This window comes from Blastococcus sp. SYSU D00820 (genome assembly GCF_054050695.1).
This window is the reverse complement of record NZ_JBJGZW010000012.1, coordinates 1-26445: the sequence shown is the minus strand read 5'-3', so window position 1 is coordinate 26445 and position 26445 is coordinate 1. Positions and strand designations below refer to the sequence as shown.

Annotated in this window: 20 protein-coding genes; 13 read left to right on the top strand and 7 right to left on the bottom strand. The window is 76.1% G+C overall.

Features of this window, described 5'->3' with window-relative positions; all coding sequences use genetic code 11:
* Positions 1-282: 282 nt before the first annotated feature.
* From ACI79R_RS13855 to ACI79R_RS13845, 3 genes are all read left to right on the top strand, one after another.
* A complete protein-coding gene (locus tag ACI79R_RS13855; protein ID WP_456574216.1) occupies positions 283-882 on the top strand; it encodes a TMEM165/GDT1 family protein in 600 nt (199 codons plus the stop codon).
* A gap of 117 nt (positions 883-999) precedes the next feature.
* Positions 1000-2466, top strand: coding sequence for a diguanylate cyclase domain-containing protein (locus tag ACI79R_RS13850; protein ID WP_456574215.1), 1467 nt, complete (start codon positions 1000-1002; stop codon positions 2464-2466).
* 98 nt (positions 2467-2564) lie between these two features.
* Entirely contained in the window at positions 2565-4028 is a 1464-nt protein-coding gene (locus tag ACI79R_RS13845) for a diguanylate cyclase domain-containing protein (RefSeq protein ID WP_456574214.1), read from the top strand.
* On the opposite strand, the gene ACI79R_RS13840 is transcribed toward ACI79R_RS13845, so the two are convergent.
* Positions 4009-4575: a TetR/AcrR family transcriptional regulator gene (locus tag ACI79R_RS13840; RefSeq protein WP_456574213.1), complete on the bottom strand. Its 567-nt coding sequence runs from the start codon at positions 4573-4575 to the stop codon at positions 4009-4011. The genes ACI79R_RS13845 and ACI79R_RS13840 overlap by 20 nt on opposite strands.
* A gap of 66 nt (positions 4576-4641) precedes the next feature.
* Here ACI79R_RS13840 and ACI79R_RS13835 point away from each other — a divergent pair, with 66 nt between their 5' ends.
* The gene (locus ACI79R_RS13835; RefSeq protein ID WP_456574212.1) at positions 4642-5019 is read left to right on the top strand and encodes an antibiotic biosynthesis monooxygenase family protein; all 378 of its coding nucleotides are present in this window, start codon (positions 4642-4644) and stop codon (positions 5017-5019) included.
* Between the two features lie 6 nt (positions 5020-5025).
* On the opposite strand, the gene ACI79R_RS13830 is transcribed toward ACI79R_RS13835, so the two are convergent.
* Positions 5026-5913: a haloalkane dehalogenase gene (locus tag ACI79R_RS13830; RefSeq protein WP_456574211.1), complete on the bottom strand. Its 888-nt coding sequence runs from the start codon at positions 5911-5913 to the stop codon at positions 5026-5028.
* 105 nt (positions 5914-6018) lie between these two features.
* Between ACI79R_RS13830 and ACI79R_RS13825 the strand changes: the two genes are divergently transcribed.
* Complete coding sequence (locus ACI79R_RS13825) at positions 6019-6774, top strand: MerR family transcriptional regulator (RefSeq protein WP_456574210.1); 756 nt, start codon at positions 6019-6021, stop codon at positions 6772-6774.
* A 67-nt stretch (positions 6775-6841) separates the two neighbouring features.
* Here ACI79R_RS13825 and ACI79R_RS13820 read toward each other — a convergent pair whose 3' ends face one another.
* Together ACI79R_RS13820 and ACI79R_RS13815 are read right to left on the bottom strand one after the other, a co-directional pair.
* The gene (locus ACI79R_RS13820; RefSeq protein ID WP_456574209.1) at positions 6842-7642 is read right to left on the bottom strand and encodes a methyltransferase domain-containing protein; all 801 of its coding nucleotides are present in this window, start codon (positions 7640-7642) and stop codon (positions 6842-6844) included.
* Between the two features lie 57 nt (positions 7643-7699).
* Entirely contained in the window at positions 7700-9226 is a 1527-nt protein-coding gene (locus ACI79R_RS13815) for a glycerol-3-phosphate dehydrogenase/oxidase (RefSeq protein WP_456574208.1), read from the bottom strand.
* A gap of 15 nt (positions 9227-9241) precedes the next feature.
* On the opposite strand from ACI79R_RS13815, the gene ACI79R_RS13810 reads away from it, so the two are divergent.
* Positions 9242-10942 (top strand): FAD-binding oxidoreductase, encoded by a 1701-nt coding sequence (locus tag ACI79R_RS13810; RefSeq protein ID WP_456574207.1) that lies wholly within the window; start codon positions 9242-9244, stop codon positions 10940-10942.
* Positions 10943-11006: 64 nt separating this feature from the next.
* On the top strand, positions 11007-12341 hold the full coding sequence (locus tag ACI79R_RS13805) for an amidohydrolase family protein (protein WP_456574206.1): 1335 nt from the start codon (positions 11007-11009) through the stop codon (positions 12339-12341).
* A 65-nt stretch (positions 12342-12406) separates the two neighbouring features.
* Here ACI79R_RS13805 and ACI79R_RS13800 read toward each other — a convergent pair whose 3' ends face one another.
* A complete protein-coding gene (locus tag ACI79R_RS13800) occupies positions 12407-13858 on the bottom strand; it encodes an FAD-binding oxidoreductase (protein ID WP_456574205.1) in 1452 nt (483 codons plus the stop codon).
* Between the two features lie 173 nt (positions 13859-14031).
* Here ACI79R_RS13800 and ACI79R_RS13795 point away from each other — a divergent pair, with 173 nt between their 5' ends.
* Positions 14032-17433, top strand: a complete 3402-nt coding sequence (locus tag ACI79R_RS13795; protein WP_456574204.1) for a BTAD domain-containing putative transcriptional regulator — start codon at positions 14032-14034, stop codon at positions 17431-17433.
* A gap of 151 nt (positions 17434-17584) precedes the next feature.
* On the top strand, positions 17585-18802 hold the full coding sequence (locus ACI79R_RS13790; RefSeq protein WP_456574203.1) for an arginine deiminase: 1218 nt from the start codon (positions 17585-17587) through the stop codon (positions 18800-18802).
* Positions 18803-18808: 6 nt separating this feature from the next.
* Here ACI79R_RS13790 and ACI79R_RS13785 read toward each other — a convergent pair whose 3' ends face one another.
* Entirely contained in the window at positions 18809-19447 is a 639-nt protein-coding gene (locus tag ACI79R_RS13785) for a hypothetical protein (RefSeq protein WP_456574202.1), read from the bottom strand.
* A gap of 108 nt (positions 19448-19555) precedes the next feature.
* Between ACI79R_RS13785 and ACI79R_RS13780 the strand changes: the two genes are divergently transcribed.
* Together ACI79R_RS13780 and ACI79R_RS13775 are read left to right on the top strand one after the other, a co-directional pair.
* Positions 19556-21058 carry an MFS transporter gene (locus ACI79R_RS13780; protein WP_456574201.1) on the top strand — a complete coding sequence of 501 codons (1503 nt, stop codon included), beginning with the start codon at positions 19556-19558 and terminating at the stop codon, positions 21056-21058.
* On the top strand, positions 21055-22494 hold the full coding sequence (locus tag ACI79R_RS13775) for a M20/M25/M40 family metallo-hydrolase (protein ID WP_456574200.1): 1440 nt from the start codon (positions 21055-21057) through the stop codon (positions 22492-22494). The genes ACI79R_RS13780 and ACI79R_RS13775 overlap by 4 nt, the downstream gene beginning before the upstream one ends.
* A gap of 48 nt (positions 22495-22542) precedes the next feature.
* On the opposite strand, the gene ACI79R_RS13770 is transcribed toward ACI79R_RS13775, so the two are convergent.
* Positions 22543-23481 (bottom strand): DUF5926 family protein, encoded by a 939-nt coding sequence (locus ACI79R_RS13770; protein ID WP_456574199.1) that lies wholly within the window; start codon positions 23479-23481, stop codon positions 22543-22545.
* Between the two features lie 49 nt (positions 23482-23530).
* On the opposite strand from ACI79R_RS13770, the gene ACI79R_RS13765 reads away from it, so the two are divergent.
* Positions 23531-24727 carry a cytochrome P450 gene (locus ACI79R_RS13765; protein ID WP_456574198.1) on the top strand — a complete coding sequence of 399 codons (1197 nt, stop codon included), beginning with the start codon at positions 23531-23533 and terminating at the stop codon, positions 24725-24727.
* 52 nt (positions 24728-24779) lie between these two features.
* Positions 24780-26396: a long-chain fatty acid--CoA ligase gene (locus ACI79R_RS13760; protein ID WP_456574197.1), complete on the top strand. Its 1617-nt coding sequence runs from the start codon at positions 24780-24782 to the stop codon at positions 26394-26396.
* Positions 26397-26445 lie beyond the last annotated feature (49 nt).

Sequence of the window (26445 nt, the reverse complement as noted above, 5' to 3'; positions counted from 1 at the left end):
GGGGCGGCGGTGCGTCAACGGAAGGGCACGGCGGCACCGTAGCGCCGCCGGTGACCGGTCGCACACCGGTTCCGGGCGCCGGCTGGACTACGCTGGCTCCCCGAGAAGGGGAGTAGCCCCCCGACCGCTGGTCGACATGCTGGCGCCGCCACCACGGGGTGCCCGGTCAGCGGGCCCACGCACCGACGTGGGTGGGCGAGACCTTCGACTGAGCAGTCGTGCGTGCTGCCGGTCGGAGGCTGCCCGCACCCGCCCGGCCGTGCCGAGCGGAAGAGAGATCCTGTGCTGGTCCTGTCGGTCATCGCGACCGCGTTCGTCCTCGTCCTGCCGGTGGAGCTGCCGGACAAGACGCTGTTCGCCAGCCTCGTGCTGGCCACCCGCTTCGCGCCCCTGCCGGTGTTCGTCGGCGTCGGGACGGCGTTCGGCCTGCAGGTCGCCATCGCCGTGACCGCCGGCTCGCTGCTCTCGCTGCTGCCCGAGGCGCTGGTCAGCGGGGTGGTGGCGGCGCTGTTCCTGGTCGGCGCGGTCGTCCTGTGGCGCAGCGCGAGCAGCGGCGTGGAGGAGGACGAGGCGGCCGACACCCGGGAGCGCACCTCGTTCCTGCGCGCGGCGGCGATCTCCTTCGGCGTGCTGTTCGCCGCGGAGTGGGGCGACCTCTCGCAGCTGGCCACCGCAGGTCTGGCCGCCCGCTACGACGCCCCGGTCTCGGTGTTCATCGGCGCCTGGGCGGCCCTGCTCGTCGTCTCCGGCCTGGCGGTGTTCCTCGGCAAGAAGCTGGCCGACCGCCTGCCGGTCGCGCTCATCCGCCGGGTCGCCGCGGTGCTGTTCCTGGTGTTCGCCGTCCTCGCCGTCGTCGAGACCGTGCGCACCCTGACCGGCTGAGGCCGCCCACCCCTCGGAGGGAGACCGGGACCAACGTCCTCAACCGGTTCCGGATCGTTGTCGTACCGGAGCATGGGTGACACGCTCGTCATCCGCAGGGAGAGGACGTCGACGGGGATGACGGGTACGACCGCACCAGCAGCGCTGCCGTGCGCGGAGACGGGGCTGCTGCAGTCGCTGGGCGTCTTCGGGATGACCAGCGACTCCGAGCTCGAGGGCGTGGTCCGGGTCGCCGCCACGGTGGCCGGCACGTCGTCGGCCTGCGTCAACCTCTTCGACGGCGCGCTGCAGCGCCAGCTGTCGCCGCACGGCTTCCGCGGCACCACCTCGCTGCGCGCGGACTCCCTCTGCGCGGCCTTCGCCGCCGCCTCCCGCCCGGTGACCACCGTGCCCGACCTCGCCGCCGACCCGGGTCTGGCCGGCAACCCCTGGGTCGACGGCCGGCTGGCCCGGGCCCGCGGCTACGCGAGCGCCCCGATCGTCGTGGACGGCACCCCGATCGGGGCGCTGTGCGTCTTCGACGCCCGGCCCCGCCGGCTGGACGACGCGCAGGCGGCCCGGCTGGTCGACCTCGCCACCGTCATCGTCGCGCTGCTGCAGCGCCGCCGGCAGGCCGCCGAGCTCGCCGACCTGGCCGCGGCCAGCGAGGTCGCCCGGCTGGAGACCGCCGCCGCGCACGAGCGCCTGGCCCGCAGCACCGCGTTCACCGCCGCCCTGCTCGACGCCCTGCCGGTGGGCGTGGTCGCCGCCGACGCCGAGGCCCGGGTCAACCTGTTCAACCGGGTGAGCCGTGAATGGCACGGCCTGGACACCAACCCCGACGTCCCCCTGCCCGACGCGCCGTCCCGGTTCGCGCTCACCGACGGCGAGGGCACGCCGATCGACGTCGACCAGGTGCCGCTCATGCGGGTCTTCCGCGAGGGCCGGATCACCGACGCCGAGATGGGCATCCGCTCCCCCGAGGGCGACGTGCGCCTGGTGTCGGTCTCCGGCGGGCCGGTGCACGACGCGGACGGCCGGCTGCTCGGCGCGGTCGTCGCCATGGCCGACGTCACCGGGCAGCGGGCACTCGAGGACGCCCTGCGCGCCGCCGCCCTGCACGATCCCCTGACCGGGGTGCCCAACCGGACGCTGCTGCTGGACCGCCTGGACCAGCTGCTGACCGCCACCGGCCGCAGCGAGGAGCCGCTGGCCGTCCTCTACTGCGACCTCGACGGGTTCAAGCCGGTCAACGACACCGCCGGGCACGCCGCCGGCGACGACGTCCTCGTCGATGCGGTGGCCCGGCTGCGCGCCGCCGTCCGCCCCGGCGACACCGTGGCCCGCGTGGGCGGGGACGAGTTCGTGCTGCTGTGCCCCGGCGTGCTCGACGAGGGCGCGGCCACCGACATCGCCGACCGCGTCACCCGCGCCTTCGACGTCCCCCTGCGCACCTCCACCGGCACCGAGCACCGGGTCGGCATCAGCGTCGGGGTCGCCCTGTGCGCGCCCGGCGACGGGCCCGACGAGGTGCTGCGCCGGGCCGACGCCGCCATGTACCGCGTGAAGGCCCGCCGGCGGCGGACGCGCGCCCGGGCGCGCTGACCGCTCTCACCCGACCGGGTGGACGGGGCTCCAGCCCACGCCGCGGCCGGCCGTTGTCCCCGACGAGGGTCCCGCCGGGACCCGCGAGGAGGATCAGCGTGCCGACGACCATCGCGTACCGGCCGGACACCGACGACCGCGCGCTGGCCGAGCGGCAGGGCGCGCTGCTGCGCGAGCTCGGGGTGCTGGACCGGCCGGTGCAGGCCGAGCTGCGCGCCGTCCTGCGGCTCGCCGTCGCCGTCACCGGCGCCCGGCACGCCGCACTGAACCTCCTCGACACCGAGCAGCAGGTGACGATCGCCGCTGTCGGCGCCGAGCGCGGATGCCATGCACGGGTCGAGTCGCTGTGCGCGCGCACCTCGCGCCGTCCCGGCGTCTTCTGGTCCCGCGACCTGCGGACCGATCCCGACTACGCCGGCAATCCCTTCGTCGACGGCCGCATCGGCCGGCTGCGCTTCTACGGCAGCGCGCCGATGCGCGCGGACGGCGGCCTGGCCATCGGCACGGTGTGCGTCTGGGACGAGGAGCCCCTCGACCTCCGGCCCGAGCAGGTGGCCCACCTCGCCGACCTGGCCGACGTCGCGCTGGGCCTGATCCAGCGCGACCGCGCCGTGCAGCAGGCCGCCGAGCTCACCGCCGACGCCGACCGCGCGCGGGCCGCCGCGGAGCGCTCCTGCGCCCGGGCCGAGCAGGTCAGCGCCGATCTCGCCCGCGCCCGCGCACTGGACAGCGCGCTCTTCGACGCCCTGTCGGTGGGCGTCGTCGTCTCCGACCTCACCGGCATGCCGACGCGCGCGAACCGGGTGGCGAGCCGGTGGTCCGGCGAGCGCTGGGGCGAGGAGCGCCTCGACCGGGACCGGCTGATCGAGCACCTCTACCACGCCGACGGCACCACCCCCATGACGCACGAGGACGGCCCGCTCGCGCGGGTGCTGCGGGGCGAGGAGGTCCGGGACCTCGAGCTGGTGGCCGGCCACCCGGACGGCCCGCGCCGGGTGAGCCTCGCCTCGGCCGAGCCGATCCGCGACGAGCACGGCGGCGTGATCGGCGCGGTCGCCACCATCACCGACATCACCGCCCAGCGCGACCTCGAGCGCCGGCTGCGGGAGGCCGCGCTGCACGACCCGCTCACCGGGCTGCCCAACCGCGCGCTGCTGCTCGACCGCCTGGGCCAGGCGCTGGCGGCGCAGGCCCGGGCGCACACCCCCTCGGCCGTCGTCTACTGCGACCTCGACGGCTTCAAGGCGGTCAACGACTCCCTCGGGCACGACGCCGGCGACGCCGCGCTGCTCGGCACCGCGGCGGCCCTGCGCTCGGTGGTGCGCCCGGAGGACACCGTGGCCCGGATCGGCGGCGACGAGTTCGTCGTCCTCTGCCCCGGCATGGGGACGGCGGAGGACGCGCGCCGGCTGATCGACCGGATCGGCGCGGCGATCGAGGCCTCGGCCACCGGGGTGGGCGCGAGCTGCGGCTTCGCCCTCTCCCGGCCCGGCGACTCCGCGGACTCGCTGCTGCGGCGGGCCGACACGGCGATGTACGCGGTCAAGCGCTCGCGCCGCTGACCCCACCGTCCACCAGCGCCAGCCGGCGCACCAGGGTGGCGACCCGCTCGTCCAGCGCCGGCCAGGGCAGGTCGCCGGCCGCGGCCTGCAGCGTGACCACGCCGTGCAGCGCCGTCCACAGCAGGGCGGCGTCGGCGGCCGGGTCCCGGCTGGCCGAGCGGCCGGCCGCCGCGCAGGCGGCGACCCCGTCGACCAGGACGCCGAACGCGGCCGCGCCGAGGGTGCGCCGCGGACCGAACATCGTGCGGTACCGCGCCGGGGCGGCCAGCCCCTCGGTGACGTAGGCGCGGCAGCCGGCCAGCAGCCGGTCGACCGGGTCCTCCCGGCCGGCGGTCGCGGCGGCCACCGCCGCCCGCAGCTGGGCGAAGCCCTCGTCGACGACGGCGTCGAGCAGCGCGTCCAGGTCGGCGAAGTGGCCGTAGACCGCCGGCGCCGACACCCCCGCCTCGCGGGCGACTGCCCGCAGGCTCACCGCGTCGGCGGTGCCGGACCGCTCCAGCACCGCGCCCGCGGCGGCGACCAGGCGGGCGCGGAGCGGAGTCGTCACAGATGTCACTTTACAGCCGTTAAGCGTCCGGCCTAGCCTGGCTTTACACCTGTAAAGGAGGCTGCCGTGCCGATCATCCCCGACCTGCCATGGACCGCCGACCAGCTTGGAGAGGGCCCCGGGGTCGTGCTCGTGACCCGGCTGCGACTGCGCCGGCTGCGCGACGTGCCGGCGTTCCTCGCCACCTCGCTGGCCATCCGCCGGCAGACCGCCGCCAGCCCGGGCGCCCGCTCGCTGCACCTGCGCGCCCAGCCGCTGGCCCGCACCTTCACCACCGTCTCCTGGTGGGACGACGACGCCGCGGTGCGCGCCTTCGTGCGCAGCGAGCCGCACCGCGGCGCGATGCGGCGCTGGGGCGGCCGGCTGGCCGGCTTCCACAACGCCACCCTCCCGGGCACGCCGGGCGTCGTGCCGACAGTGGACTCGGTGCCGGCGCCGGCCTGAGACCGGTCAGCGCAGCGTCGGGATCCAGTCGGCCAGCGCCCGGCCGATCTCGTCCGGCGCGTCCTCGGGCACGAAGTGGTGCCCCGGCACCCGCACCTCGGTCAGCGCCGGCCACTTCCGCACCAGGGCGCGGGACCGGCCGGTGAGCAGGAAGCCGGGGTCGGCGTCGACGAACAGCTTGGGCACCTCGCTGGTGCGCAGCCAGGTGGAGTACCGGGCGACGACGTCGTGCACCAGCGGCGGCACGTTCTCGATGGGCAGCTGGCGCGGCCACTCCAGGGTCGGCCAGCGGCTCCCGGGGGTGCGGAAGGGGGCCCGGTAGCGCTCGTGCGCCTCCGGGCTCAGCCCGCGGGCCACCGACGCCGGCAGGATCCGCTCGACGAACGCGTTCTTCTCCAGCACCGCCGCCTCGCCGTCCCGGCTGCGCATGGTGCGGAAGATGCCGCGCCCCTCCCTCGGCCAGTCCGCCCAGGTCAGCGGCGTGACCAGGGCCTCCATGAAGGCGATGCCCCGCACGGCCGCGCGGTGCCGCTCGGCCCAGTCGAAGCCCAGCGCCGAGCCCCAGTCGTGCAGCACGAGGGTGACCCGCTCGGTCGCGCCGACCGCGGCGAGGAACTCCTCCAGGTACGCGGCGTGGGTGGCGAGGGAGTAGGTGCCCGGGCCGGGGACGGGCAGCGGATCGGACTCCCCCATGCCCACCAGGTCCGGCGCGAGGCAGCGGCCCAGGTGCTGCACGTGCGGGACGACGTTGCGCCAGAGGTAGGACGACGTCGGGTTGCCGTGCAGGAAGACGATCGGATCCCCCTCCCCGACGTCCACGTACGCCATCTCCAGGTCGCGCACCCGCACGCGCGAGCGGGGGAACGGGTCGTCGGGCGGCACGGGGGCGGGCATGCCGCCGATCCTCACACCGGGGCCGGGTCGTCGCCGTCCGGAGATCGCGCTTGACCCTGACGCGACGTCAGGCTGTGGAGTGGTCCCCGTCAGAGAGGAGGAGCCGTGAACGTGGGAGAGGTGGCCGCCCTGGCCGGGGTCACGGTGCGCACGCTGCACCACTACGACCGGATCGGGCTGCTGTCGCCGTCCGGGCGGACGGCGGCCGGGTACCGCCGGTACGCGCCGGCCGACCTGGACCGGCTGCACCAGGTGCTGCTCTACCGCGAGCTCGGCTTCCCCCTCGAGGAGGTCGCGGCCCTGCTGGACGACCCGTCCACCGACCCCGCCGAGCACCTGCGCCGGCAGCACCGGCTGCTGCGGGACCGGCTGGACCGGACGCAGGCGATGGTCGCGGCCGTCGAGAAGGAGATGGAGGCGAGGAACATGGGGATCTCCCTGACCCCCGAGGAGCGGTTCGAGGTGTTCGGCGAGCACGACCCGGCGCAGTACGAGGCCGAGGTCGAGGAGCGCTGGGGCGACACGGACGCCTACGCGCAGTCCAAGCGGCGGACCGCCGCCTACGGCAAGGACGACTGGCTCCGGATCAAGGCCGAGGGCGAGGACCTGATGCGGCGGATGGCCGACGCGCTGCGCACCGGCGTCGCGCCGGACGCCCCGGAGGCGATGGACCTGGCCGAGGAGCACCGGCAGCAGATCACCCGCAACTTCTACGACTGCCCGCCGGAGATGCACGCGGGCCTCGGCCGCATGTACGTCGAGGACGAGCGGTTCACCGCCACGTACGAGCAGGTGGCGCCCGGGCTGGCGCAGTGGGTGAGCACCGCCGTCCAAGCCAACGCCGCCCGCCAGGGCGGCTGAGCCCCCTCGGCACAGGAGGCTATGCGCACGTTCCGGAGCCCGATCCGTGTGCATAGCCTCCTATGCCTCAGTCGGGCACGCGGACCAGCAGCTCCCCGTGCGTCATCGACAGCCACCCGTCGTCGGCCGCGGCCCAGCGCAGCCAGGCGTCGGCGATCTCGCGGAGCTCCGCCTCGGTCGCCAGCCCGTAGGCCAGCGCCTGCTCGGCGAACGACGACGCGGTCGCCCGGCCGGCCCAGGACGGGCCCCACCACTCCCGCTCGGCCGGGGAGGAGTAGCACCAGGACGACGTCGTGGCGACGACGTCGCGCAGGCCCGCCGCGTGCGCCCAGGACAGCAGCCGGCGGCCGGCGTCGGGCTCGGCGGCGTTGGCGCGGGCGACTCCGTAGTAGACCTCCAGCCAGCGGTCCAGGCCGGCGTCGAGCGGGAACCAGACGAAGGTCGCGTAGTCGACGTCGCGCACGGCGACCAGCCCGCCGGGCCGGCACACCCGGGCCATCTCCCGCAGCGCGGCGACCGGGTCGGTCAGGTGCTGCAGCACCTGGTGGGCGTGCACGACGTCGAAGGAGTCGTCGGGGAGGTCGAGGGCGTAGCCGTCGCCGACGGCGAACTCGACGGCGACGCCGGCCCGCGCGGCCGCCTCCCGGGCCTCGACCAGCGGCGCCTCGGCGGCGTCGACGCCGAGCACCCGGCCGGGGGCCACGCGGGCGGCGAGGTCGACGGTGATCGTGCCCGGCCCGCAGCCCACGTCGAGCAGGTCGAGCCCCGGGCGCAGGTGCGGCAGGAGGTAACCGGCCGAGTTCTCCGCCGTGCGCCAGCGGTGCGACTGCAGCACCGGTTCCGCGTGCCCGTGCGTGTAGGTGTCCACGAGCGGATCATGCTCCGCGGTGTCCACGATGTGGAACACCCTTCCCACATCGTGAGATCAGCTCTCCTCGGCGAGCACCCGTTCCGCGACCGGTTCGGCCGCCGCGCGGTCGGCCGGCACCAGCCCGATCCGGGTCCGCCGGTCGAGCAGGTCGCCGACGCTGCGCGCCCCCTCCGCCCGGACGGCGAACCGCAGCTCCCCCACCGTCTCCGGCCGCCCCTCGACCACCGGCTCAAGCCCCAGCGCGGCCACGGCGGGCGCCTCGGTGCCGTAGCGGGCGACCAGCCGGGGCGGTGCCTCGACCCGGGCCAGCGACAGCCGCGGCGCCGCGCCGGCCAGCGGCAGGCGGGCGGTGATCGAGCGGCCGGCCCCGCGGCCCAGCCGCCGGACGACGGCATCCGCCGCCTCCTCGGCCATCGCCCGGTAGGTGGTGAGCTTCCCGCCGACGACGGAGAGGACCGGCCCGTCCCACCGCAGCAGGTGCTTGCGGGAGAGGTCGGCGGTGGCACCGCCCGGCCCCCTGCCGGCCGACTCCGGGAGCACCAGCGGGCGCAGCCCGGCGTAGCTGCCGACGACGTCCGCCCTGGTCAGCGGCTCCTCGAGCACCCGGTTGACCGTCTCGAGCAGCTGGTCGACCTCGGCGTCGCCCGGCCGCGGGTCGTCGTCGGGCACCGGGCCGTCGACCGGCTCGTCGGTCAGCCCCAGGTACACCGGGCCGCCCGGCTGCGGCAGGGCGAACACGTAGCGCGACCGCGAGCCCGGCAGCGGCACCGTCAGCGCCGCGGTCGGGTTGCCCAGCCGCTCCGCGGGGACGACGAGGTGCGAGCCGCGCGAGGGCACCAGCCGGATGCCCGGCGCCAGCCGCTGCGCCCAGACCCCCGCGGCGTTCACCACCGCCCCGGCACGCACGGTCAGGGCACCGCCGTCCGCGAGCGACACGTGCACGTCGGCGCCGTCGACCGCGGTCACCTCCGCACCGGTCAGCACCCGCGCGCCGGCCGCCGCGGCGGTGCGGGCGATCGCCACCACCAGCCGCGCGTCGTCGGTGAGCTGGCCGTCCCAGAACGCGACGCCGCCGCGCCCGCGGCGCACCGCCGGCGTCCAGCGGGCCACCTGCGCCGAGCCCACGCGGCGGGTGCCCGGCAGCGAGCGCACCCCGCCGGGCACCGACCGGCGCACCGCGTCGCCCAGCCGGCCACCGGCGCCGGCCAGCGCGGTGACGTCCCGGCCGGCGACGTCGGGCACCAGGAACGGCAGCGGCCGGACCAGGTGCGGCGCGGTGGCGCCCATGAGGACGGCACGCTCGCGGGCGGACTCGCGGGCCAGCCCGATCTCGCCGTGCGCCAGGTAGCGCAGCCCGCCGTGCACCAGCTTGGACGACCAGCGGCTGGTGCCCTGGGCGAGGTCCCCCCGCTCGAACAGCGCCACCGACAGCCCGCGGGTGGCCGCGTCCAGCGCCACGCCGGCGCCGGTCACCCCGCCGCCGACGACCACCACGTCGACCGATCCACCGTCGAGCACGGCCAGGTCCGCGGCGCGCCGGGCGGCCGACAGCGCCGCCCCCGCCGTCCCCGTCAGGAGCACCGGCAGACTGTAGCCGTGCCCGAGCAGCCGGAACTGACGATCCAGGGATGGGGCCCGGGGCGCTCGCGCGTCGCCACGGTCACCGACGGCGACGGCGACGAGGGCCGCCTCGACCTCGGCACCGATCCCGACCTGTCCACCGCGCTCAACCGCGCCGCGCGCAAGCACCTGGCGCGCGAGCTGGGCTGGACGCCGCGCCCGACGCCCGCCGTCCCGGTCAAGGAGATCCGGCTGGCGCCCAGCCGGCTGTCCGAGGAGGCGCTGGCCTCCCTGACCGGCCTGCTGGGCGAGGAGAACGTCACCACGGACCGCGAGTCGCGGCTGCGGCACGCCGGCGGCAAGAGCTACCTGGACCTGCTGCGCCGCCGCGAGGGCGACGCCTCCGACGCGCCCGACGCCGTCGTCCGGCCGGGCACCACCGAGGAGACCGCGGCGCTGCTGGCGCTGTGCAGCCGGCTCGCGGTCGTCGTCGTGCCGTTCGGCGGCGGCACCAGCGTGGTCGGCGGGCTCTCGGGCATGGACCCCGACGACCGCCCGTCGATCTCGGTCGACCTGGGGCGGATGGCCGGCCTGCAGGCCGTCGACGTGCCCTCCTCCCTGGTCACCGTGGGGCCCGGCATGCGCGGCCCGGCGCTGGAGGCGGCGCTGGAGAAGCAGGGGCTCACCCTCGGCCACCTGCCGCAGAGCTGGGAGTACGCCACCCTGGGCGGCTACGCGGCGACCCGCTCGGCCGGCCAGGCCTCGACCGGCGTCGGGCGGTTCGACGACCTGGTCGCCGGGGTCACCCTGGCCACCCCCACGGGGGTGCTGGAGGTCGGCTCCCCGCCCGCCTCGGCCGCCGGGCCGGACCTGCTCGGCCTGGCGCTCGGCTCCGAGGGAGCGCTGGGGATCATCACCGAACTGCGGCTGCGGGTGCGCCCCCGGCCGCAGACGACGTCCTACGAGGGCTGGTCGTTCCGGTCCTGGGCCGCGGGGCTGGCCGGGCTGCAGCGGCTGGCCCGGCACGACCTGCTGCCCGACGTCGTCCGGCTGTCCGACCCCGACGAGACCCGCGCCAACCTGCTCATGGCGAGCGGGCCGGGGGCGAAGGCGCTGCGCGCCTCGCTGCGCACCCGCCGGCACGGCGAGGGCTGCCTGCTCGTGGTCGGCTGGGAGGGCCTGCCGACGATCGTCCGTGCCCGGATGCGCGCCGCCGCCTCGGTGCTCAAGGACGGCGGCGCGATCCGCGTCGGCACGCGGGTCGGCGAGTCCTGGCGCAAGCACCGGTTCGAGGCGCCCTACCTGCGCGACCGGCTCCTGGACGCCGGGCTGCTGGTCGAGACCCTGGAGACCGCCGCCACCTGGACCGCCCTGCCCACCGTGTACGACGCCGTCCGCGCCGCGCTGACCCGGTCACTGGCGCGCGACGGTCGCCGCCCGCTGGTGATGAGCCACGTCTCCCACGGCTACGCCACCGGTGCCTCGCTGTACGTCACCGTCCTCGCCGACCGGGACGACGACCTGCCGCTGCAGCAGTGGCTCACCGCCAAGCGGGCCGCGACCGACGCGCTGCTGGCCGCGGGCGGCACCCTCACCCACCACCACGCCGTGGGCGCCGACCACCGCCCCTGGCTGGAGCGGGAGATCGGGCCGCTGGGGGTCGACGTGCTGCGCGCGGTCAAGCAGCGGCTGGACCCGCAGGGCATCTGCAACCCGGGCGTGCTGCTCCCCGACTGACCGGCGTCGTTGACACGGCACGGACGGCCGGGCCAGGGTCGGGCCACCCGACGAGGGAGACGCCGTGCCGACACTCGCCATCCGAGCGCGCTGGATCGTCACCGGGCAGGAGGACCAGCCCTGGATCGACGACGGGCACGTCGTCGTCGCCGACGGCGTCATCCGGTCCGTCGGGCGTGGCAGCGTGACCGAGCAGGTCGACGAGACCATCGACGCCGGGGAGATGATCCTCGCGCCCGGGTTCGTGAACGGTCACACGCACCTGTGCATGTCGCTGGGCAGGTCGATGGGGTCGGACTCCTCGCTGCTGGGCTGGCTGACCGAGGCCCAGCTCCCCCTGATGGGCGCCTTCGAGCCGGAGGACTACGCGCTGGCGGTGACGCTCGGCGCGCTCGAGAACCTCAAGGCCGGCAACACGACCGTGTGCGAGGTGTTCTTCTCCAACCGGCTCGCCGACGGGGCGGACCAGCTGGCCGCAGCAGCACTGGACCAGATCGGGCTGCGCAGCATCCTCTTCCGGTGCTCGAACGACCTGCCGTTCGCTCCGGGTTTCGTCGAGGACCTGGACGACATCGCCCGCCGCTCCCGCGAGCTGGCCGACCGGTGGGCGGGCAGCGAGCTGACCCGGATCGGCGGGGGGCCGCTGGTCCCCTGGTCGGCGACCGCGGAGTACTGGCAGCAGACCAAGGAGTTCCTCGACGACGGCTGGCGGATGCACCTCCACACCGCCGAGACCACCGACTACAACGACCTCGTCCGCCAGCAGACCGGGCTCTCGAACGTGGAGTTGCTGGCCCGCGCCGGCGTTCTCGGCCCGTCGACGATGCTCAACCACTGCGTGCACCTGAGCGAGACCGACATCGGGTTGATCGCCGAGCACGGTTCGCCGGTGGTGCACGACCCCACGTCGAACATGCTCCTGGCCTCCGGTGTGGCGCCGGTCCGCGCGCTGCGGGAGGCCGGCGTCACCGTGGGCCTCGCCTGCGACGGGCCGGCCTGCAACAACACCCAGGACATGTTCGAGGTCATGAAGGACGCGTCACTGCTCCAGAAGGTCGTCACCGGGGACGCCACGGCGCTCACCGCCCGCGACGTCTTCACCATGGCGACGTCCGGAGGCGCCGAGGCCGCCGGGCTCGGCGCCGTCACCGGCCGGCTGGCCGAGGGGTACGCGGCCGACCTGGTCCTCGTCGACACCCACGCCGTCCACCTGCGGCCGGTCCACGATCCGCTCGCCACCCTCGTGTACTCGGCGCGGGCCTCGGACGTGCACACGGTCCTCGTCGGAGGCCAGGTCGTGCTGCGGGACCGCCAGGTGCCGGGGTTCGACGAGCGCGAGTTCCTCGCGCGGGTGCAGGAACGGGCGACCGAGCTGCGGGAGCGGGCCGGGGAGAACTGAGAGGAAGGACCCCCTCCTCCCCGCCCCGCGCGCCGCGCGGGGCGGGACCCGGGAGGGGGCCGACCTCAGGCACCGCGCACGGGGAGCGCGTAGCCGGTGGAGAAGATCCCGGCCGGGTCCACCGCCCGCTTGACGGCCAGCAGCCGCTCGGCGGTCTCCGGGTCGTAGGCGGCGAGCACCTCGTCGGGGCCGTCGACGGCGCCCAGGAAGTTGATCATCCCGCCCGGCGCGGCCCAGGGGCGCAGCGCGGCCAGCACCCCGCGGCCCACGTGCGGGAGCACCTCGGCCAGCTCGGGCACCATGGGGCCGATCACCAGCACCGACCAGGCACCCGTGCGCCCCGCGACCGCGTTGGGCACGGCCGCCGGCCGGGCCAGCGCGCCGCCCATCTGGCGGATCTCGGCCATGATCAGCGGCACCTCGACCTGCGGGCCGGCCGCGGCGAGGAAGGCGTCCACCGTCTCCTCGGTCAGCTCGGCGAGCAGCATGCCCTTCTCCCAGCCGGGCATCGGGTCCTTGGGGTCCATGTGGATGCCGTCCATCTCCGTGGGAAGCATCGGGCCGATGAAGCCGAGCAGCACCCGCCCGATGGACTGCATCGGCAGCACCAGCCGCTCGCCCTCGAGCGGGTCGTCGCCGCAGTAGGCGTAGCGCAGGTGGACGACGGTCCGGCCGCGCAGCGGCGGGGGCAGCTCCTCCATCGGGGGCAGGCGGAGGACGGCGATCGAGGTGGTGACCTCCTCGGGCAGCGTCGGCGCCCACTCGCGGAAGGCGTGCAGCACCGCGGCGGCGTCCTCGGCGGCGAAGAAGATGCCCCCGCCGATCACCGAGGTCACCGGGAACAGGCCGATCTCGAGGGCGGTGACGATGCCGAAGTTGCCCTTGCCGCCGCGGACGGCCCAGAACAGCTCGGGCTCCTCGGTGGCGCTGATCCGCCGCAGCGCGCCGTCGGCGGTCACGATCTCGACGGCGTGCACGTGGTCGGCGGCGAAGCCGAAGCGGCGGCCCAGGGAGCCCATGCCGCCGCCGAGGGTGTAGCCGACGACGCCGACGTCGGAGGTGGAGCCGCACAGGCCGGTCAGCCCGTGCTCGGCGGCGGCCTCGAGCACCGCCTCCCACTTGACGCCGGCCTGGACGCGGGCGATCCGCCGGTCGGGGTCGACGACGACGCCCTGCATGCGGCGGGTGGTGACGAAGACGGTGCCGGCGGTGTTGGCGACGGGTCCGTGGCCGGTGGCCTGGACGGCGACCCGCAGGCCGTGGCGGGCGGCCCAGGAGACGGCGGCGGCGACGTCGGCGGCGCAGGTGGCGCCGACCGCGACGGCGGGGGTGTGCTGCACGGCGACGTTCCAGGCGACGACCTCGGCGGCCATCCCGTCGTCGCCGGCGGCGTAGACCGGGCCGTGCACGCGGCTGCGCAGGTCGTCGACGTCGGCGGCCGGGACGGCCGGGGCCAGCGCGTCGAGGGCGGCGGCGTCGAGCAGGTCGGTGGTCTGGGGGTCCTCGGTGAGGCTCATGGGAGGTCTTCCTCGCGGGTTCGTGGGGATCGTGCTGGTGACGGGGACGACCCTCGCGGTGGCGCCTTGGCCGGTACTTGCGGAGCACTTGCGGGAACTTGCGGTCCGCCGACGGCCGGATCCGCTGCGCGAGGGCTCCCCAAGCGGCGCCGGACCTGGGAGGATCCCGCGTCGTGCGTTACCGCGTCCTCGGACCGCTCGAGGTCACGGGCCCCGACGGCCGACCGCTCGACGTGGGCGGCGCCAAGCCCAAGGCCCTGCTCGCGCTGCTGCTGGCCGAGGCCGGCCGGGCCGTGGCCATCGACCGGATCATCGCCGCGCTGTGGGGCGACGAGCCCCCGCCCACGGTCACCGGCACGCTGCAGGCCTACGTCTCCCACCTGCGCCGGGTGCTCGAGCCCGAGCGCGGGCCGCGGGAGGCACCGAAGGTGCTGCTCACCCGCACGCCGGGCTACGCCCTCGCCGTCGAGACCGCCGACCTGGACAGCCTGCGCTTCGCCCAGCTGATCGAGGACGGCGACCGCGCCGTCGAGGCCGGCGACCCCGCCCGCGGCGTGACGCTGCTGGAGCGGGCGCTGGAGCTGTGGCGCGGGGAGCCGCTGCCCGAGCTCGGCGACCTGCCCAGCGCCGCCACCGACCGGCTGCGGCTCACCGAGCTGCGGGTGCGCGCCCGGGAACGCCGCTGCGACGCGCTGCTGGCCGTCGGCCGGCCCGACGCCGCGGTGACCGACCTGCAGGACCTCGTGGCGGAGCACCCGCTCCGCGAGCGGCTGTGGGCCCGGCTGGTCACCGCCCTCTACGCCGCCGACCGCCAGGCCGACGCCCTCGACGCGCTGCGCCGCTGCGGCGACCTGCTCCGCGACGAGCTCGGCATCGACCCCGGCCCGGAGCTGCGCGACCTCGAGCAGGCGGTGCTGCGGCAGGACCCCCGCCTCACCGAGCGGCTGCCCCGGCCGGTGCTGCCGGTGGCTCCCACGCCGGCGCCGCTGCCGCTGGCCGCCCCGGGCGCCGAGCCGCTGGTCGGCCGGGAGACCGAGCTGGCCCGGCTGCGCGGGCTGGCCGAGCAGGCGGCCGGCGGGCGCCCCGGCGTCGTCGTCCTCGGCGGGGAGGCGGGGATCGGCAAGACGCGGCTGGCCGAGGCGGTCGCCGACACGGCGCGGGCCGCCGGCTGGTCGGTGGCCTGGAGCCGGTGCGCCGACGACGCCGGCGCGCCGCCGCTGTGGCCGTGGACGCAGGCGCTGGAGCAGCTCGGCCAGGAGCGGCTCTCCCCCGCCGCCGCCGGGGACGACGCCGACGCCGCCCGGTTCCGGCTGTTCGAGGACCTCCGCGCCCGGCTGACCGCCGCGGCGATCCGGCCGGTGCTCGTCGTCCTCGACGACCTGCAGGGCGCCGACGCCACCTCCGTGCAGCTGCTGTCGCTGCTGGCCCGGCACCTGCCCCGGGTGCCGCTGCTCGTGCTGGTCACCGTCCGCACGGTCGGCGAGGAGCTGCCCGAGGCGGTTGCCGACTGCCTGGCCCGGCTGGCCCGCGAACCCGCCGCCACCCGGCTGGTCCTGGAGGGGCTGGACACCGACGAGGTCGGCTCGCTGCTGGCCGGCCAGCTCGGCGGGGCGGCCGGCGACCCCGCGCTGGCCGCGCAGGTGCACGACCGGACGGCGGGCAACCCCTTCTTCGTCGTCGAGCTCTCCCGCTGGATGGTCGGCGCGCAGGACCTCCACCTGGACCGCGTGCCGGTGCCGCCGTCGGTGGGCGAGGTGCTGCGCACCCGGCTGGAGCGGCTGCCGGCCGGCACCCGCGAGGTGCTGGAGCTGGCCGCCCTCGCCGGCCGGGAGGTGACCCTCGACCTGCTCGAGGGCGCCGGCACTCCGGCCGAGGAGGCGCTGGCCGCGCTGGACTCGGCGCTGGCCGTCGGGCTGCTGGTGCCCGGCGCGACGTCGTGGAGCTGGCGGTTCGCGCACGCGCTGGTGCGGGAGGTGCTGGCCGGAGACCTCGGCGCGCTGCGGCGGGCCCGGCTGCACGCCCGGCTGGGCGCGGCGCTGGAGAAGCGCGCCGCGGCCGGTGCGGCCGAGGAGTCGCTGGTCGAGCAGCTGGCCCACCACTTCGCCGAGGCGGTGCCGGTGGCCGGGCCCGGGCCGGCCCGGCGGTACGCCACGGCCGCCGCGCAGGCCGCCCGCGAGCGGCTGGCGCACGGCGAGGCCGCCGAGCACACCCGGCGGGCGCTGCGGCTGGTCGACCCGGCCGAGCCCGACGCCGCCCGCACCCGGCACGACCTGCTGACCGCGCTGGGCAACGACCTGCTGCGCAACGGCTCGCGCACCGAGGCCCGCGAGGTGCTGGCCGAGGCGATGGCCGTGGCCCGCGAGATGGGCGACCGGCGCTGCCTGCTGGAGTCGGCGTCGGTGTGGGGCTCGCCGACGCTGTGGACGTGGCGGCCGCACGGCGTCGTCGACCACGAGATGGTCGCGCTGCTGGAGGACCTCCTGGAGCACCGGGAGGAGATCGCGCCGGACGCCTCGCCCGAGGAGGCCGACCGGCTCACCGCGCGGCTGCTGGGCACCCTCGCCATCGAGCTGGCCTACAGCGAGGACCTCCAGCGAGGCCCCCGGCACGCCGAGCAGGCGGTGGCCGTGGCCCGCCGCACCGGCGACCCCGAGGTGCTCGGCCGGGCGCTGAACAACCAGGCGGTGGCCGTGTGGGGCCGGCCCGGCGCCGCGGAGATCCGGCTGGCCGCCACCGACGAGGCGCTGGCGCTGGCCGGGCACGGGCTGCCGCGGCGCACCGAGTTCTACGCCCGGCTGCACCGGGCGGCGATCCGGCTGCACCTGGCCGACCGGCGCGGGTTCGAGGCCGACCTGGACGCCGGCCGCCGGCTGGCCGCCTCCCTCGCCGGACCCGAGGTGCGCCCGCACGTGCTGTGGCAGCAGGCCGGCCTGGCCTGGCTCAGCGGCGACGCCGCCCGGGCCGAGGAGCTCACCACCGAGGCCTACGAGCTGTACCGGCGGGTCACCCCGCACGCCCGCGACGCCTTCGCCGCCCACCAGTTCACCCTCCGCCGGGGCGACGGGCGGCTGGCCGAGGCGGTCGACCTGCTGGTCGAGGTCGGCGACGAGGGCAAGCCGCTGCTCCAGCTGATGGCGGTGCTGGCCGCCGCCGAGTCCGGCGACCTCGCCGAGGCGCGGCGGCTGCGCAAGCGGTGGGGCCGCACCCAGGTCCGGGACTGGGCCAGCGACGTCGCGCTGATGCTGGAGGCCGAGACCGCGCTGCTGCTCGGCGACGAGCCGGAGATCGAGATGGCCACGGTGCAGCTGCACCCGTTCCGCGGCCGGCAGGCGGTGCTCGGGACGCCGGCGTTCAGCCTCGGCGCCTACGACGAGCTGCTCGGCCGGATCGCCGAGTGGCAGGGCGACACCGTCGCCGCCCGCGAGTGGTGGCGCGCCGCCCGCCGGCAGGGGCAGCTGGTGGGCTCGCCGCACCAGGTGGCGCTGGCCGACGCGCACCTGGCGCGGGTGCCGGAGGACGAGGCACGCCGGCCGCGGCGCCGCCGTCCCCCTGCCGAGGCGCCCCGCTCGGCGTAGCCGGACCGCGCGCGGACGACGTCCTCCCCGACCGCGGGACGTCCTCCCCGACCTCGCGGGGTCCTCCCCGGCCGCGCACCGCCCGGGAGGAGCCCACGGGATCAGGGACCCTGATCCCGTGGGCACCCCCCGGGTGTGCCAGCCTCGCCCCGTGACCGCTCCCGCTCTCGGCGCGACCAGCGAGGTCGGCCGGCTGCGCACCGTCGTCCTGCACCGGCCCGGCGACGAGTTGCGCCGGCTCACCCCGCGCAACAACGACCAGCTGCTGTTCGACGGCGTCCCGTGGGTGGACCGGGCACGCGAGGAGCACGACGCCTTCGCCCAGGCGCTCACCGACCGCGGGGTCGAGGTGCTGCACCTGGACACGCTGCTGGCCGAGGTGCTCGCCTTCCCCGCCGCCCGCGCCGAGCTGATCGGTGCCGCCGTCGACGACCCCCGGCTGGGCGCCAGCCTGCAGCGGGACACCACCCGGCACCTGGCCTGGCTGGCCCCCGAGGACCTCGCCCGGGCGCTGATCGCCGGCGTCGCCCACGACGAGCTGCGCAGCTCCGGGCTGGCCTACCAGCTCATGGACCGCTCGGACTTCGTCGTCCCCCCGCTGCCGAACCTGCTGTTCACCCGCGACTCGTCGGTGTGGATCGGCGACGAGGTGGCGGTGACCTCGCTGGCCATGCCGGCGCGGCACCGGGAGAGCACGATCACCGCCGCCGTCTACACCCACCACCCGCGCTTCGCCGGCGCCGAGCAGCTCTACGCCGCCGACCTCGAGCACCTGGAGGGCGGCGACGTGCTGCTGCTGGCGCCGGGGGTGGTGGCCGTCGGCGTGGGCGAGCGGACCACCCCGGGCGGGGCCGAGCGGCTGGCCCGGCGGGTGTTCGGCCGCGGGCTGGCGCACACGGTGCTCGTCGTCCCGATCGCCCAGCAGCGGGCGACGATGCACCTGGACACCATCGCCACGATGGTCGACGTCGACGCGATGGTCATGTACGCGGCGGTCGCGGACTCGCTGGTCGCCTGGACCGTCACCGGCGACGTCGGTGCCGCCGACACCGACGAGTCGGTGGAGCTCACCGTGCGCGGCCCGGCGCCGTTCCTGACGGCCGCGGCCGAGGCGATGGGCATCGACCGGCTGCGGGTGATCGACACCGGGCTGGACCCGGTCACCGCCGAGCGCGAGCAGTGGGACGACGGCAACAACACCCTGGCGCTGGCGCCGCGGCTGACCGTGGCCTACGAGCGGAACACCGTCACCAACGCGGCGCTCGAGGCGGCCGGCATCGAGGTGGTGCGGATCGCCGGGTCGGAGCTGGGCAGCGGCCGCGGCGGGCCGCGGTGCATGTCGTGCCCGGTGCTGCGCGACCCGCTGTGACGCCGCTCAGAGGGTGAACAGGTAGACCAGCCCGCCGACCAGCGCGCCCACCACCGCGAGCCGCAGCGTCCACCGCGGCAGCGCCAGCACCCATCCGGGCAGCGGCGGGCGCACGTGCAGCCCCGGCGGCGGCGGGCCGACCACGGGGCCCAGCCAGCGCAGCGCCTTGCCCGCGTTCTCCTCCTCGGACCGGATCTTGTCCGCGTAGGCCCCCAGCGCCGACAGCAGGTAGACCGGCAGCAGGATGATCCCGATGACCGCGCTGATCGGGTCGTCGCCGAGGGTCACGGAGTCCGTGCTGTCGGACTTCGCGGTCGACCGGCCGCGCAGCCGGAACACCCGGTCGCCGTGCCACAGGTGCAGCCCGCGCCCGCCCCGCGAGGGCGCCACGCTGTGGAACTCCCGCACCGGCGCCGAGACCACGATCCGCTCGGCGCTCATCAGCGGCGTGCGGACGACGGTCAGCCACCCCTCGGACATCTGCAGCCGCACCCGCCGGCGGCCCAGGTTGAACGGCGTCAGCCGCCGCACCCAGGACAGCGCCGGCGCCACCGCCTCGGGTCCGTCGTGGGGCGGGAGGGCCTCGGCCTGCCGCTTCGCCGCCCGGCGCCGGGCGCGCGAGGAGAGCTGCTGCGTCTCGGTCACGGCGGGGCAGATTAGGTCACTCCGGCGTCCGGATGGCGTTCCCGCCGCGCGGGAACCGGCGGCTAGCCTCCGTTCCCGGGCCTGCCGAGGCCGGACAGGAGGACGTCGATGACCGGCTTCGGGGGCACCGGCACCACGCCCGCTCCACAGGTGGGGCGGCTGGGGCGGATCGGCGGTGGCCTGGTCGGCTTCCTCGTCTTCGTCGAGTTCACCAGCGGCGTGCTGCAGGGCTACTACGTGCCGCTGCTGACCGACATCGCCCGCTCCCTCGACATCCACGACGCCGACGTCAACTGGCTCGAGGCCGCGCAGCTGATGCTGTCGGCGATCGCGGTGCCGGTGCTGGCCAAGCTCGGCGACCTGCACGGCCACCGCCGGATGCTCCTGGTCTCCGCCGGGGTCACCGCGGTGGCCACCCTGGCCCTCGTCGTCGCGCCGAACTTCGCCGTCTTCCTCGCCGCCTGGGCGCTGCAGGGCTGCTACGTCGCCTGGCTGCCGCTGCAGGTCGCCCTCATCCACTCCCGCGCCCGCGGGCTGCCCGACGCCGCCGCGCAGACCCGCCGGGCCACCGGCGTGATCGTCGCCGCGCTGCAGACCGGCGCGATCGTCGGCGCGCTGGCCGGCGGGCAGCTGGGCACGGCGCTGGCCGGCCGGCTGTGGATCGTGCTGCTCGTGCCGGCGGTGCTGGTGGTCGGCGTCTGCCTGGTCGTGGCGCTCAAGGTGCCCGAGAGCGAGGCGCGCACCGCGGGCACGGTCGACGGCGTCGGCGCGACGCTGCTCAGCCTCGTGCTGCTGGTGATCACCGGCGGGCTGACCTTCGTCCGGCTCAACGGCGCCGACCAGGCCTGGCCGTGGCTGGTGACCGCCGCCGGCCTGGCGCTGGTCGTGCCCTTCGTGCGCTACGAGCTGCGCCGGCCCGATCCGCTGGTCGACGTCCGGATGCTGCGCAGCCCCGCCATGTGGCCGGTGCAGCTGACCGCCGCCCTGTTCGGGGTGAGCGTGCTGGGCGCCCAGGGCCCGCTGTCCACCTTCGCCCGCACCGACCCCGCCGTGTACGGCTACGGCCTCGGGCTGACCACCAGCACCGTCTCCCTCGTGATCGGCGGCTACGTGGTGTCGATGCTGGTCGGGGCCAGCCAGTTCTCCCGCGTCTCGGCCCGCACCTCACCGCGGACGACGCTCATCGGCGCCGCCACCCTGACCGGGGCCGGCTACCTGCTGCTGGTGCCCTTCCACGGCTCGCTGGCCCAGGTGCTCGGCGCGATGGTGGTCGCGGGCCTGGGCTCGGGCGCCCTGGTCGCGGCCATCCCCGCCGCGGCGGCCGCCGCCGCACCGGCCGGGCGCACCGCGGTGGCCACCGGCCTGACCAACACCACCAAGGTGCTCGGCGGCACCTTCGCCTCCGCGGCGTTCGCCGTCGCGCTGTCCTCCGGGGCGCCGCGGCTGGCCGACGGCTCGGAGGGCACCGCGGGCTCGATGTCGGGCTACCTCACCGTGTGGACCATCTGCGGGGTCACCGGGCTGCTCGCGGCGGCCGCGCTGCTCGTCGTCCCGAGGCTGGCGTTCTCCGATCCGGCCGTGCCGGCCGTCGCGGAGCAGGAGCGGGCGTGAAGCGGCGGTTGCTGGCCGCGGCCGGGGTGGCCGCCGCGGCGGCGGGCTCGGCCCGCCGGGTCGCAGCCTTCCGGCCGGCCGACGCGCCGGTCCCGCCGGCCGACGCCGCGGGACTGGACGCCGACGCCGCGGCCGGTCGGCTGGCCGAGCTGATCCGCATCCCCACGGTCTCCTCGCGGGCGCCCGCGGAGGTGGACGCCGCGGCGTTCGCCCGGTTCCGCGAGCGGCTGGCCGAGCTGTATCCGCGGACGCACGCGGCGCTGGAGCGCGAGGTGCTCGGAGCCGGCGCCCTGCTCTACCGCTGGCGCGGCAGCAGCGACGAGCCGCCGCTGGTGCTGATGGCCCACTACGACGTCGTCCCGGTGGCCGGGCAGGAGTGGTCGGAGGATCCGTTCTCCGGCCGGATCGCCGACGGGTACGTGCACGGCCGCGGCGCGATCGACGACAAGGGCGCGCTGGTCGCCGTCCTCGAGGCGGTGGAGTCGCTGGTCGGTGCCGGGTTCGTGCCGCGGCGCGACGTCTGGCTGTCCTTCGGGGACGACGAGGAGATCGCCGGCGTCGGCGCCCGGCTGGCCGTCGAGGCGCTGGCCGCGCGCGGGGTGCGGCCGTGGGCGGTGCTCGACGAGGGCGGCGCCGTGGTCAGCGGCATGTTCCCCGGCGTCCCGGTGCCCATGGCCGTGGTCGGGCTGGCCGAGAAGGGCCTGCTCGACGTCGACCTCACCACCAGCGACCCCGGCGGGCACGCCTCGGCACCCACCCCCATGGGCGCCACGGCCCGGCTGGCGCGGGCCATCCTGCGGATCGACCGCTCGCCGTTCCCGGCGCGCGTGTCCGACGTCGTCCTGCAGATGGTGGACGCCGCCGGCCGGGCGGCCGCCCCGCCGTACCGGGCGCTGTTCGCCCACGCCGGGCTGCTCCGTCCGGCGCTGGCCGCGCTGCTGTCACGGGCCGGCCGGGAGGCCAACGCCCTGGTGCGCACCACCGTGGCGATCACCGAACTGGAGGGCAGCCGGGCGGCGAACGTGCTGGCCACCTCGGCGCGGGCGCACGCCAACATCCGGATCGGGCTCGGCGAAACGGTGGCCTCGACCGTCGAGCGGCTGCGCCGGGTGGTCGACGACCCGGAGGTCGGCATCGAGGTGGTCTCCGGCAACGACCCCTCGCCGGTCTCGCGGTCGGACAACGCAGCGTTCGCGACGCTCGCGGCCGCCGTCCGCGCGGTCTACCCGGACGCCGTCGTCGCCCCGTACGTGATGGTGCAGGCCAGCGACGCCCGGCACTTCTGCGCGATCAGCGACAGCGTCTACCGGTTCTCGCCGTTCGACCTCAGCCGCGCGGAACTGGCCACGCTGCACGCCGCCGACGAGCGGATCTCGGTGGCCGCGCTGCACCGCGGCGCGGTGTTCTACCGGCACCTGATCCGCTCGGCCGGCTGAAGGACCCCTCTCCGCCATTCGCGCGCGAACGGCGGAGAGGGGGGACGGTCAGCGGAGGGTGATCTGCCGGGAGAGCAGGCCGGCGCGGGCCCGGCGCTCGTCGGCGGTGAGCGGGTCGGTGACGGTCAGGGCCCGGGCCAGCCGCTCCTGGAAGTCGGTGGCAGCGTCGGTCCAGTCGTCGGCGGGGGTGTCGGCCGGGAGGTCCCACACCGGGACGACGAGGCCGTGGGCGCGGAAGGCACCGGCGTAGCGGGTGCCCTCGCCCAGCAGCAGCTGCTCGGACGCGCCGAGCCGGGCCAGCGCGTCGAGCAGCGGCTCCTCCGGCTCGGGCCGCACCCAGCGCAGGTGCGCGCGCTCGCCACCGGGGCGCACCCAGTAGGCGGCCTCCAGCCCGGGCAGCCGCACCGTGGGCAGCACGGCCTGGTTGGCCTGCTCGAGGCCGGCCAGCGCGGCCGGTGAGGCGTCGGCGCCCTCGAGCCAGAAGGCGAAGTCGTCGTGCACCGTCACCTGCAGCGGCGCCTCGAGGTCGAGCAGCTCCTGCAGCCGCGGCCCGGCCGAGCCGGCGGCCCCGATCGGGCCCGGGTCGACCGGCGCGCCGGCCGGCGCCTCCAGCGCGGCGGCCAGCGCGGTGCCGAGGTCCCGGCTGACGTCGTCGGACGACGTCTGCAGCTGCACGCCGAGCAGGATCTCGCCGTTGGCCCGCACGAGCGCCGGGGCGCCGCCGGGCAGCACGCTGGCCAGGGTGACCTCGCGGCCGTCGGCGGTCTTCAGGGGCGCGGTGGCCGCGGGCACCAGCTCGCGCAGCGCCACCCAGTCGGCCTCGCCGGGCAGGCCCTCGAAGGGACGGGTCACCGGCGGGGCGTAGCCCGAGCCGTGGCAGTGCTTGTAGCGGCGCCCGGAGCCGCAGGGGCACGGCGCCTTGGGGTTGACGCCCTCCTCGGCGGAAGCGGGCGAGCTGGGACGGCGGCGGGTGGCGGAACGAGCCATGGGCACGAGCGTAGGTGGCGTCCCCGGAGGGCCCTTCTAGGCTTCCCGGGTGCCTCCGCTCGACCTGTCGGATCCTGCCGTCGTCGCCGATCCCTACCCCGCCTTCGCCGCCGCCCGCGCGCAGGCACCGGTGCAGTGGCACGAGGGCCTGGGCCTGTGGCTGGCGTTCACCCACGCGGAGAGCAACGCCGTCCTGCGCGACCGGCGGCTGGGCCGGCTGTGGTCGGACAGGACCCCGGCCGAGCGGTTCGAGAGCTTCAACCTCATCCACCGCAACGCCATCCTCGAGATGGAGCCGCCCGACCACACCCGGCTGCGGCGGCTGATCACCAGCGCGTTCGCGCGCGGCCACGTCGAGCGGCTGCGCCCGTGGGTGGAGCAGCTGGCCGGCGAGCTCGTCGACGGGCTGGTCGAGCGCTCCGCCGGCCGCGAGCCGGTCGACGTCCTCTCCGGGATGGCCGAGGAGCTGCCGGTCGCGGTGATCGCCGAGCTGCTCGGCGTGCCCGACGCCGACCGGCCGCTGCTGCGGCCGTGGTCGAACGCGATCGTGAAGATGTACGAGTACGGCCGGACGACGGCCGTCGAGGAGGCCGCCGAGCGGGCTGCCGCCGAGTTCGTCGCCTACCTGCGCGAGATGGCCGCGCAGCGGCGCCGCGCCCCGGGCGAGGACCTGCTGTCGCACCTGGTGTCCGTCCGCGACTCCGACGGCGACCGGCTCACCGAGGACGAGCTGGTCACCACCTGCATCCTGCTGCTCAACGCCGGCCACGAGGCGACGGTCAACGTCTCCGGCAACGGCCTGTTCGCGCTGCTGCGCCACCCCGACCAGCTGGCCCGCCTGCGGGCCGCGCCCGGCCTGCTGCCGACGGCGATCGAGGAGCTGATGCGCTTCGACTCCCCGCTGCAGCTGTTCGAGCGCACCGCCACCGAGGACGTCGCCATCGGCGGCGTCACCGTCGAGCGCGGCCAGAAGATCGCCGCGCTGCTCGGGTCGGCCAACCACGACCCGGCGGTGTTCGCCGACCCGGAGACCCTCGACGTCGGCCGCACCGACAACCCGCACATCTCCTTCGGCGCCGGCGTGCACTTCTGCATCGGCGCGCCGCTGGCCCGTGTGGAGCTGCAGGCCTCGTTCGGGGCGCTGCTGGGCCGCACGTCCGCGCTGGAGCTCGGCGCGGAGGCGCGCCGGCGGCCCGAGTTCGTCATCCGCGGCCTGGCCGAGCTGCCCGTCGTCCTCACGCCCTGACCTGCGGCGCCACCCGTGGTCGGTGAGCCGGATCACTGGCACGATCCGTCCCATGCGCGGCCTGATGCAGGACTACCCCCTCACCATCGACGCGATCTTCCGCCACGTCGAGCAGCACTACGGCGACGGGACGATCGCGACCAACAGCCCGACCGGCGTCACCCGGGTCACCTACGCGGAGTGGGCGCAGCGCACCCGCAAGCTCGGCGGCGTCCTCGACACCCTCGGCATCAGCGCCGACGGGCGGGTGGGCACCTTCGGCTGGAACAGCCAGCGCCACCTGGAGCTGTACTTCGCCGCGCCGTCCACCGGCCGGGTCCTGCACACGCTCAACATCCGGCTGTTCCCCGAGCAGCTGACCTACATCGCCAACCACGCCGAGGACGAGGTCGTCTTCGTCGACCGCAGCGTGCTGCCGCTGTTCTGGCCGCTGGTCGACACCATGAAGACGGTCAAGCACGTCGTGGTCATGGACGACGGCGGCGACGCCGAGATCCCCGACGACCCGCGGGTGGCCGACTACGAGGCGCTGCTGGCCGAGGCCCAGCCGGTGGAGTTCGGCGTCACCGACGAGAACAGCGCCGCCTCGATGTGCTACACGTCGGGCACCACGGGCAACCCCAAGGGCGTCGTCTACTCGCACCGCTCGACGTTCCTGCACACCATGGGCGTGATGCAGCCCAACGCCTTCGGCCTGGGCATCCAGGACGTCGCCATGCCGGTCGTGCCGATGTTCCACGCCAACGCCTGGGGCATCGCCCAGGCCGCGCCGGCCGCCGGGGCCTCGCTGGTCATGCCCGGCCCGATGATGCAGCCGGAGGCGCTGGCCAAGCTGATCGTCGACGAGGGCGTCACCTTCACCGCCGGCGTCCCGACGATCTGGCAGGGCGTGCTCCCGCACCTGGCCGGCAAGCCGCACCGGCTGCGCGACATCGGCTGCGGCGGATCCGCGGTGCCCAAGGCGCTGTCGGAGGCCTACCGCGAGCAGGTGGGCCTGCCGATCCTGCAGGCCTGGGGCATGACCGAGACCCACCCGGTCGCCTCCTCCGGCATCCTGCCGCTGCGCTACGCGGACGCCGACGACGAGACCAAGGCCGCCCAGCGCTCGCGCGCCGGCATCCCGTTCCTCGGCGTGGAGGCGCGCATCGTCGACGCCGAGACGCTCGAGCCGCAGCCGTGGGACGACACCGCCACCGGTGAGCTGCAGGTGCGCGGGCCCTGGTGCGCGAAGGACTACTACAACCCCGACGCCGGCGTGGAGCTGACCACGCCCGACGGCTGGATGCGCACCGGCGACGTCGCCGCCATGGACGCCTACGGCTCGATCCGGATCGCCGACCGCACCAAGGACCTCATCAAGTCCGGCGGCGAGTGGATCAGCTCGGTCGACCTCGAGAACGCGATCATGAGCCACCCGAAGGTCAAGGAGGCCGCCGTCGTCGGCATCCCGCACCCGAAGTGGGACGAGCGGCCGCTGGCCTGCGTCGTCCTCAAGGACGGCGAGACGGCGACCGAGGAGGAGATCCTCGAGCACATCCGGCCGCAGGTGGCCAAGTGGTGGATGCCCGAGGCGGTCGAGTTCATCGACGAGGTGCCCAAGACCAGCGTCGGCAAGTTCTCCAAGAAGGACCTGCGGGCGCGGTTCGCGGAGTACGCGCTGAAGAGCTGAACCGGCTGAGTGGAGTGCCACGGCGCGGAGAACGCGCCCGTGGCACTCC

Excerpts from the sequence above, each read along its gene's own strand:
- ACI79R_RS13830 (WP_456574211.1), bottom strand. The coding sequence starts at position 5,913 with ATGCCCGCCCCCGTGCCGCCCGACGACCCGTTCCCCCGCTCGCGCGTG.
- ACI79R_RS13780 (WP_456574201.1), top strand. The coding sequence starts at position 19,556 with ATGACCGGCTTCGGGGGCACCGGCACCACGCCCGCTCCACAGGTGGGG.
- ACI79R_RS13850 (WP_456574215.1), top strand. The coding sequence starts at position 1,000 with ATGACGGGTACGACCGCACCAGCAGCGCTGCCGTGCGCGGAGACGGGG.
- ACI79R_RS13760 (WP_456574197.1), top strand. The coding sequence starts at position 24,780 with ATGCGCGGCCTGATGCAGGACTACCCCCTCACCATCGACGCGATCTTC.
- ACI79R_RS13800 (WP_456574205.1), bottom strand. The coding sequence starts at position 13,858 with ATGAGCCTCACCGAGGACCCCCAGACCACCGACCTGCTCGACGCCGCC.
- ACI79R_RS13770 (WP_456574199.1), bottom strand. The coding sequence starts at position 23,481 with ATGGCTCGTTCCGCCACCCGCCGCCGTCCCAGCTCGCCCGCTTCCGCC.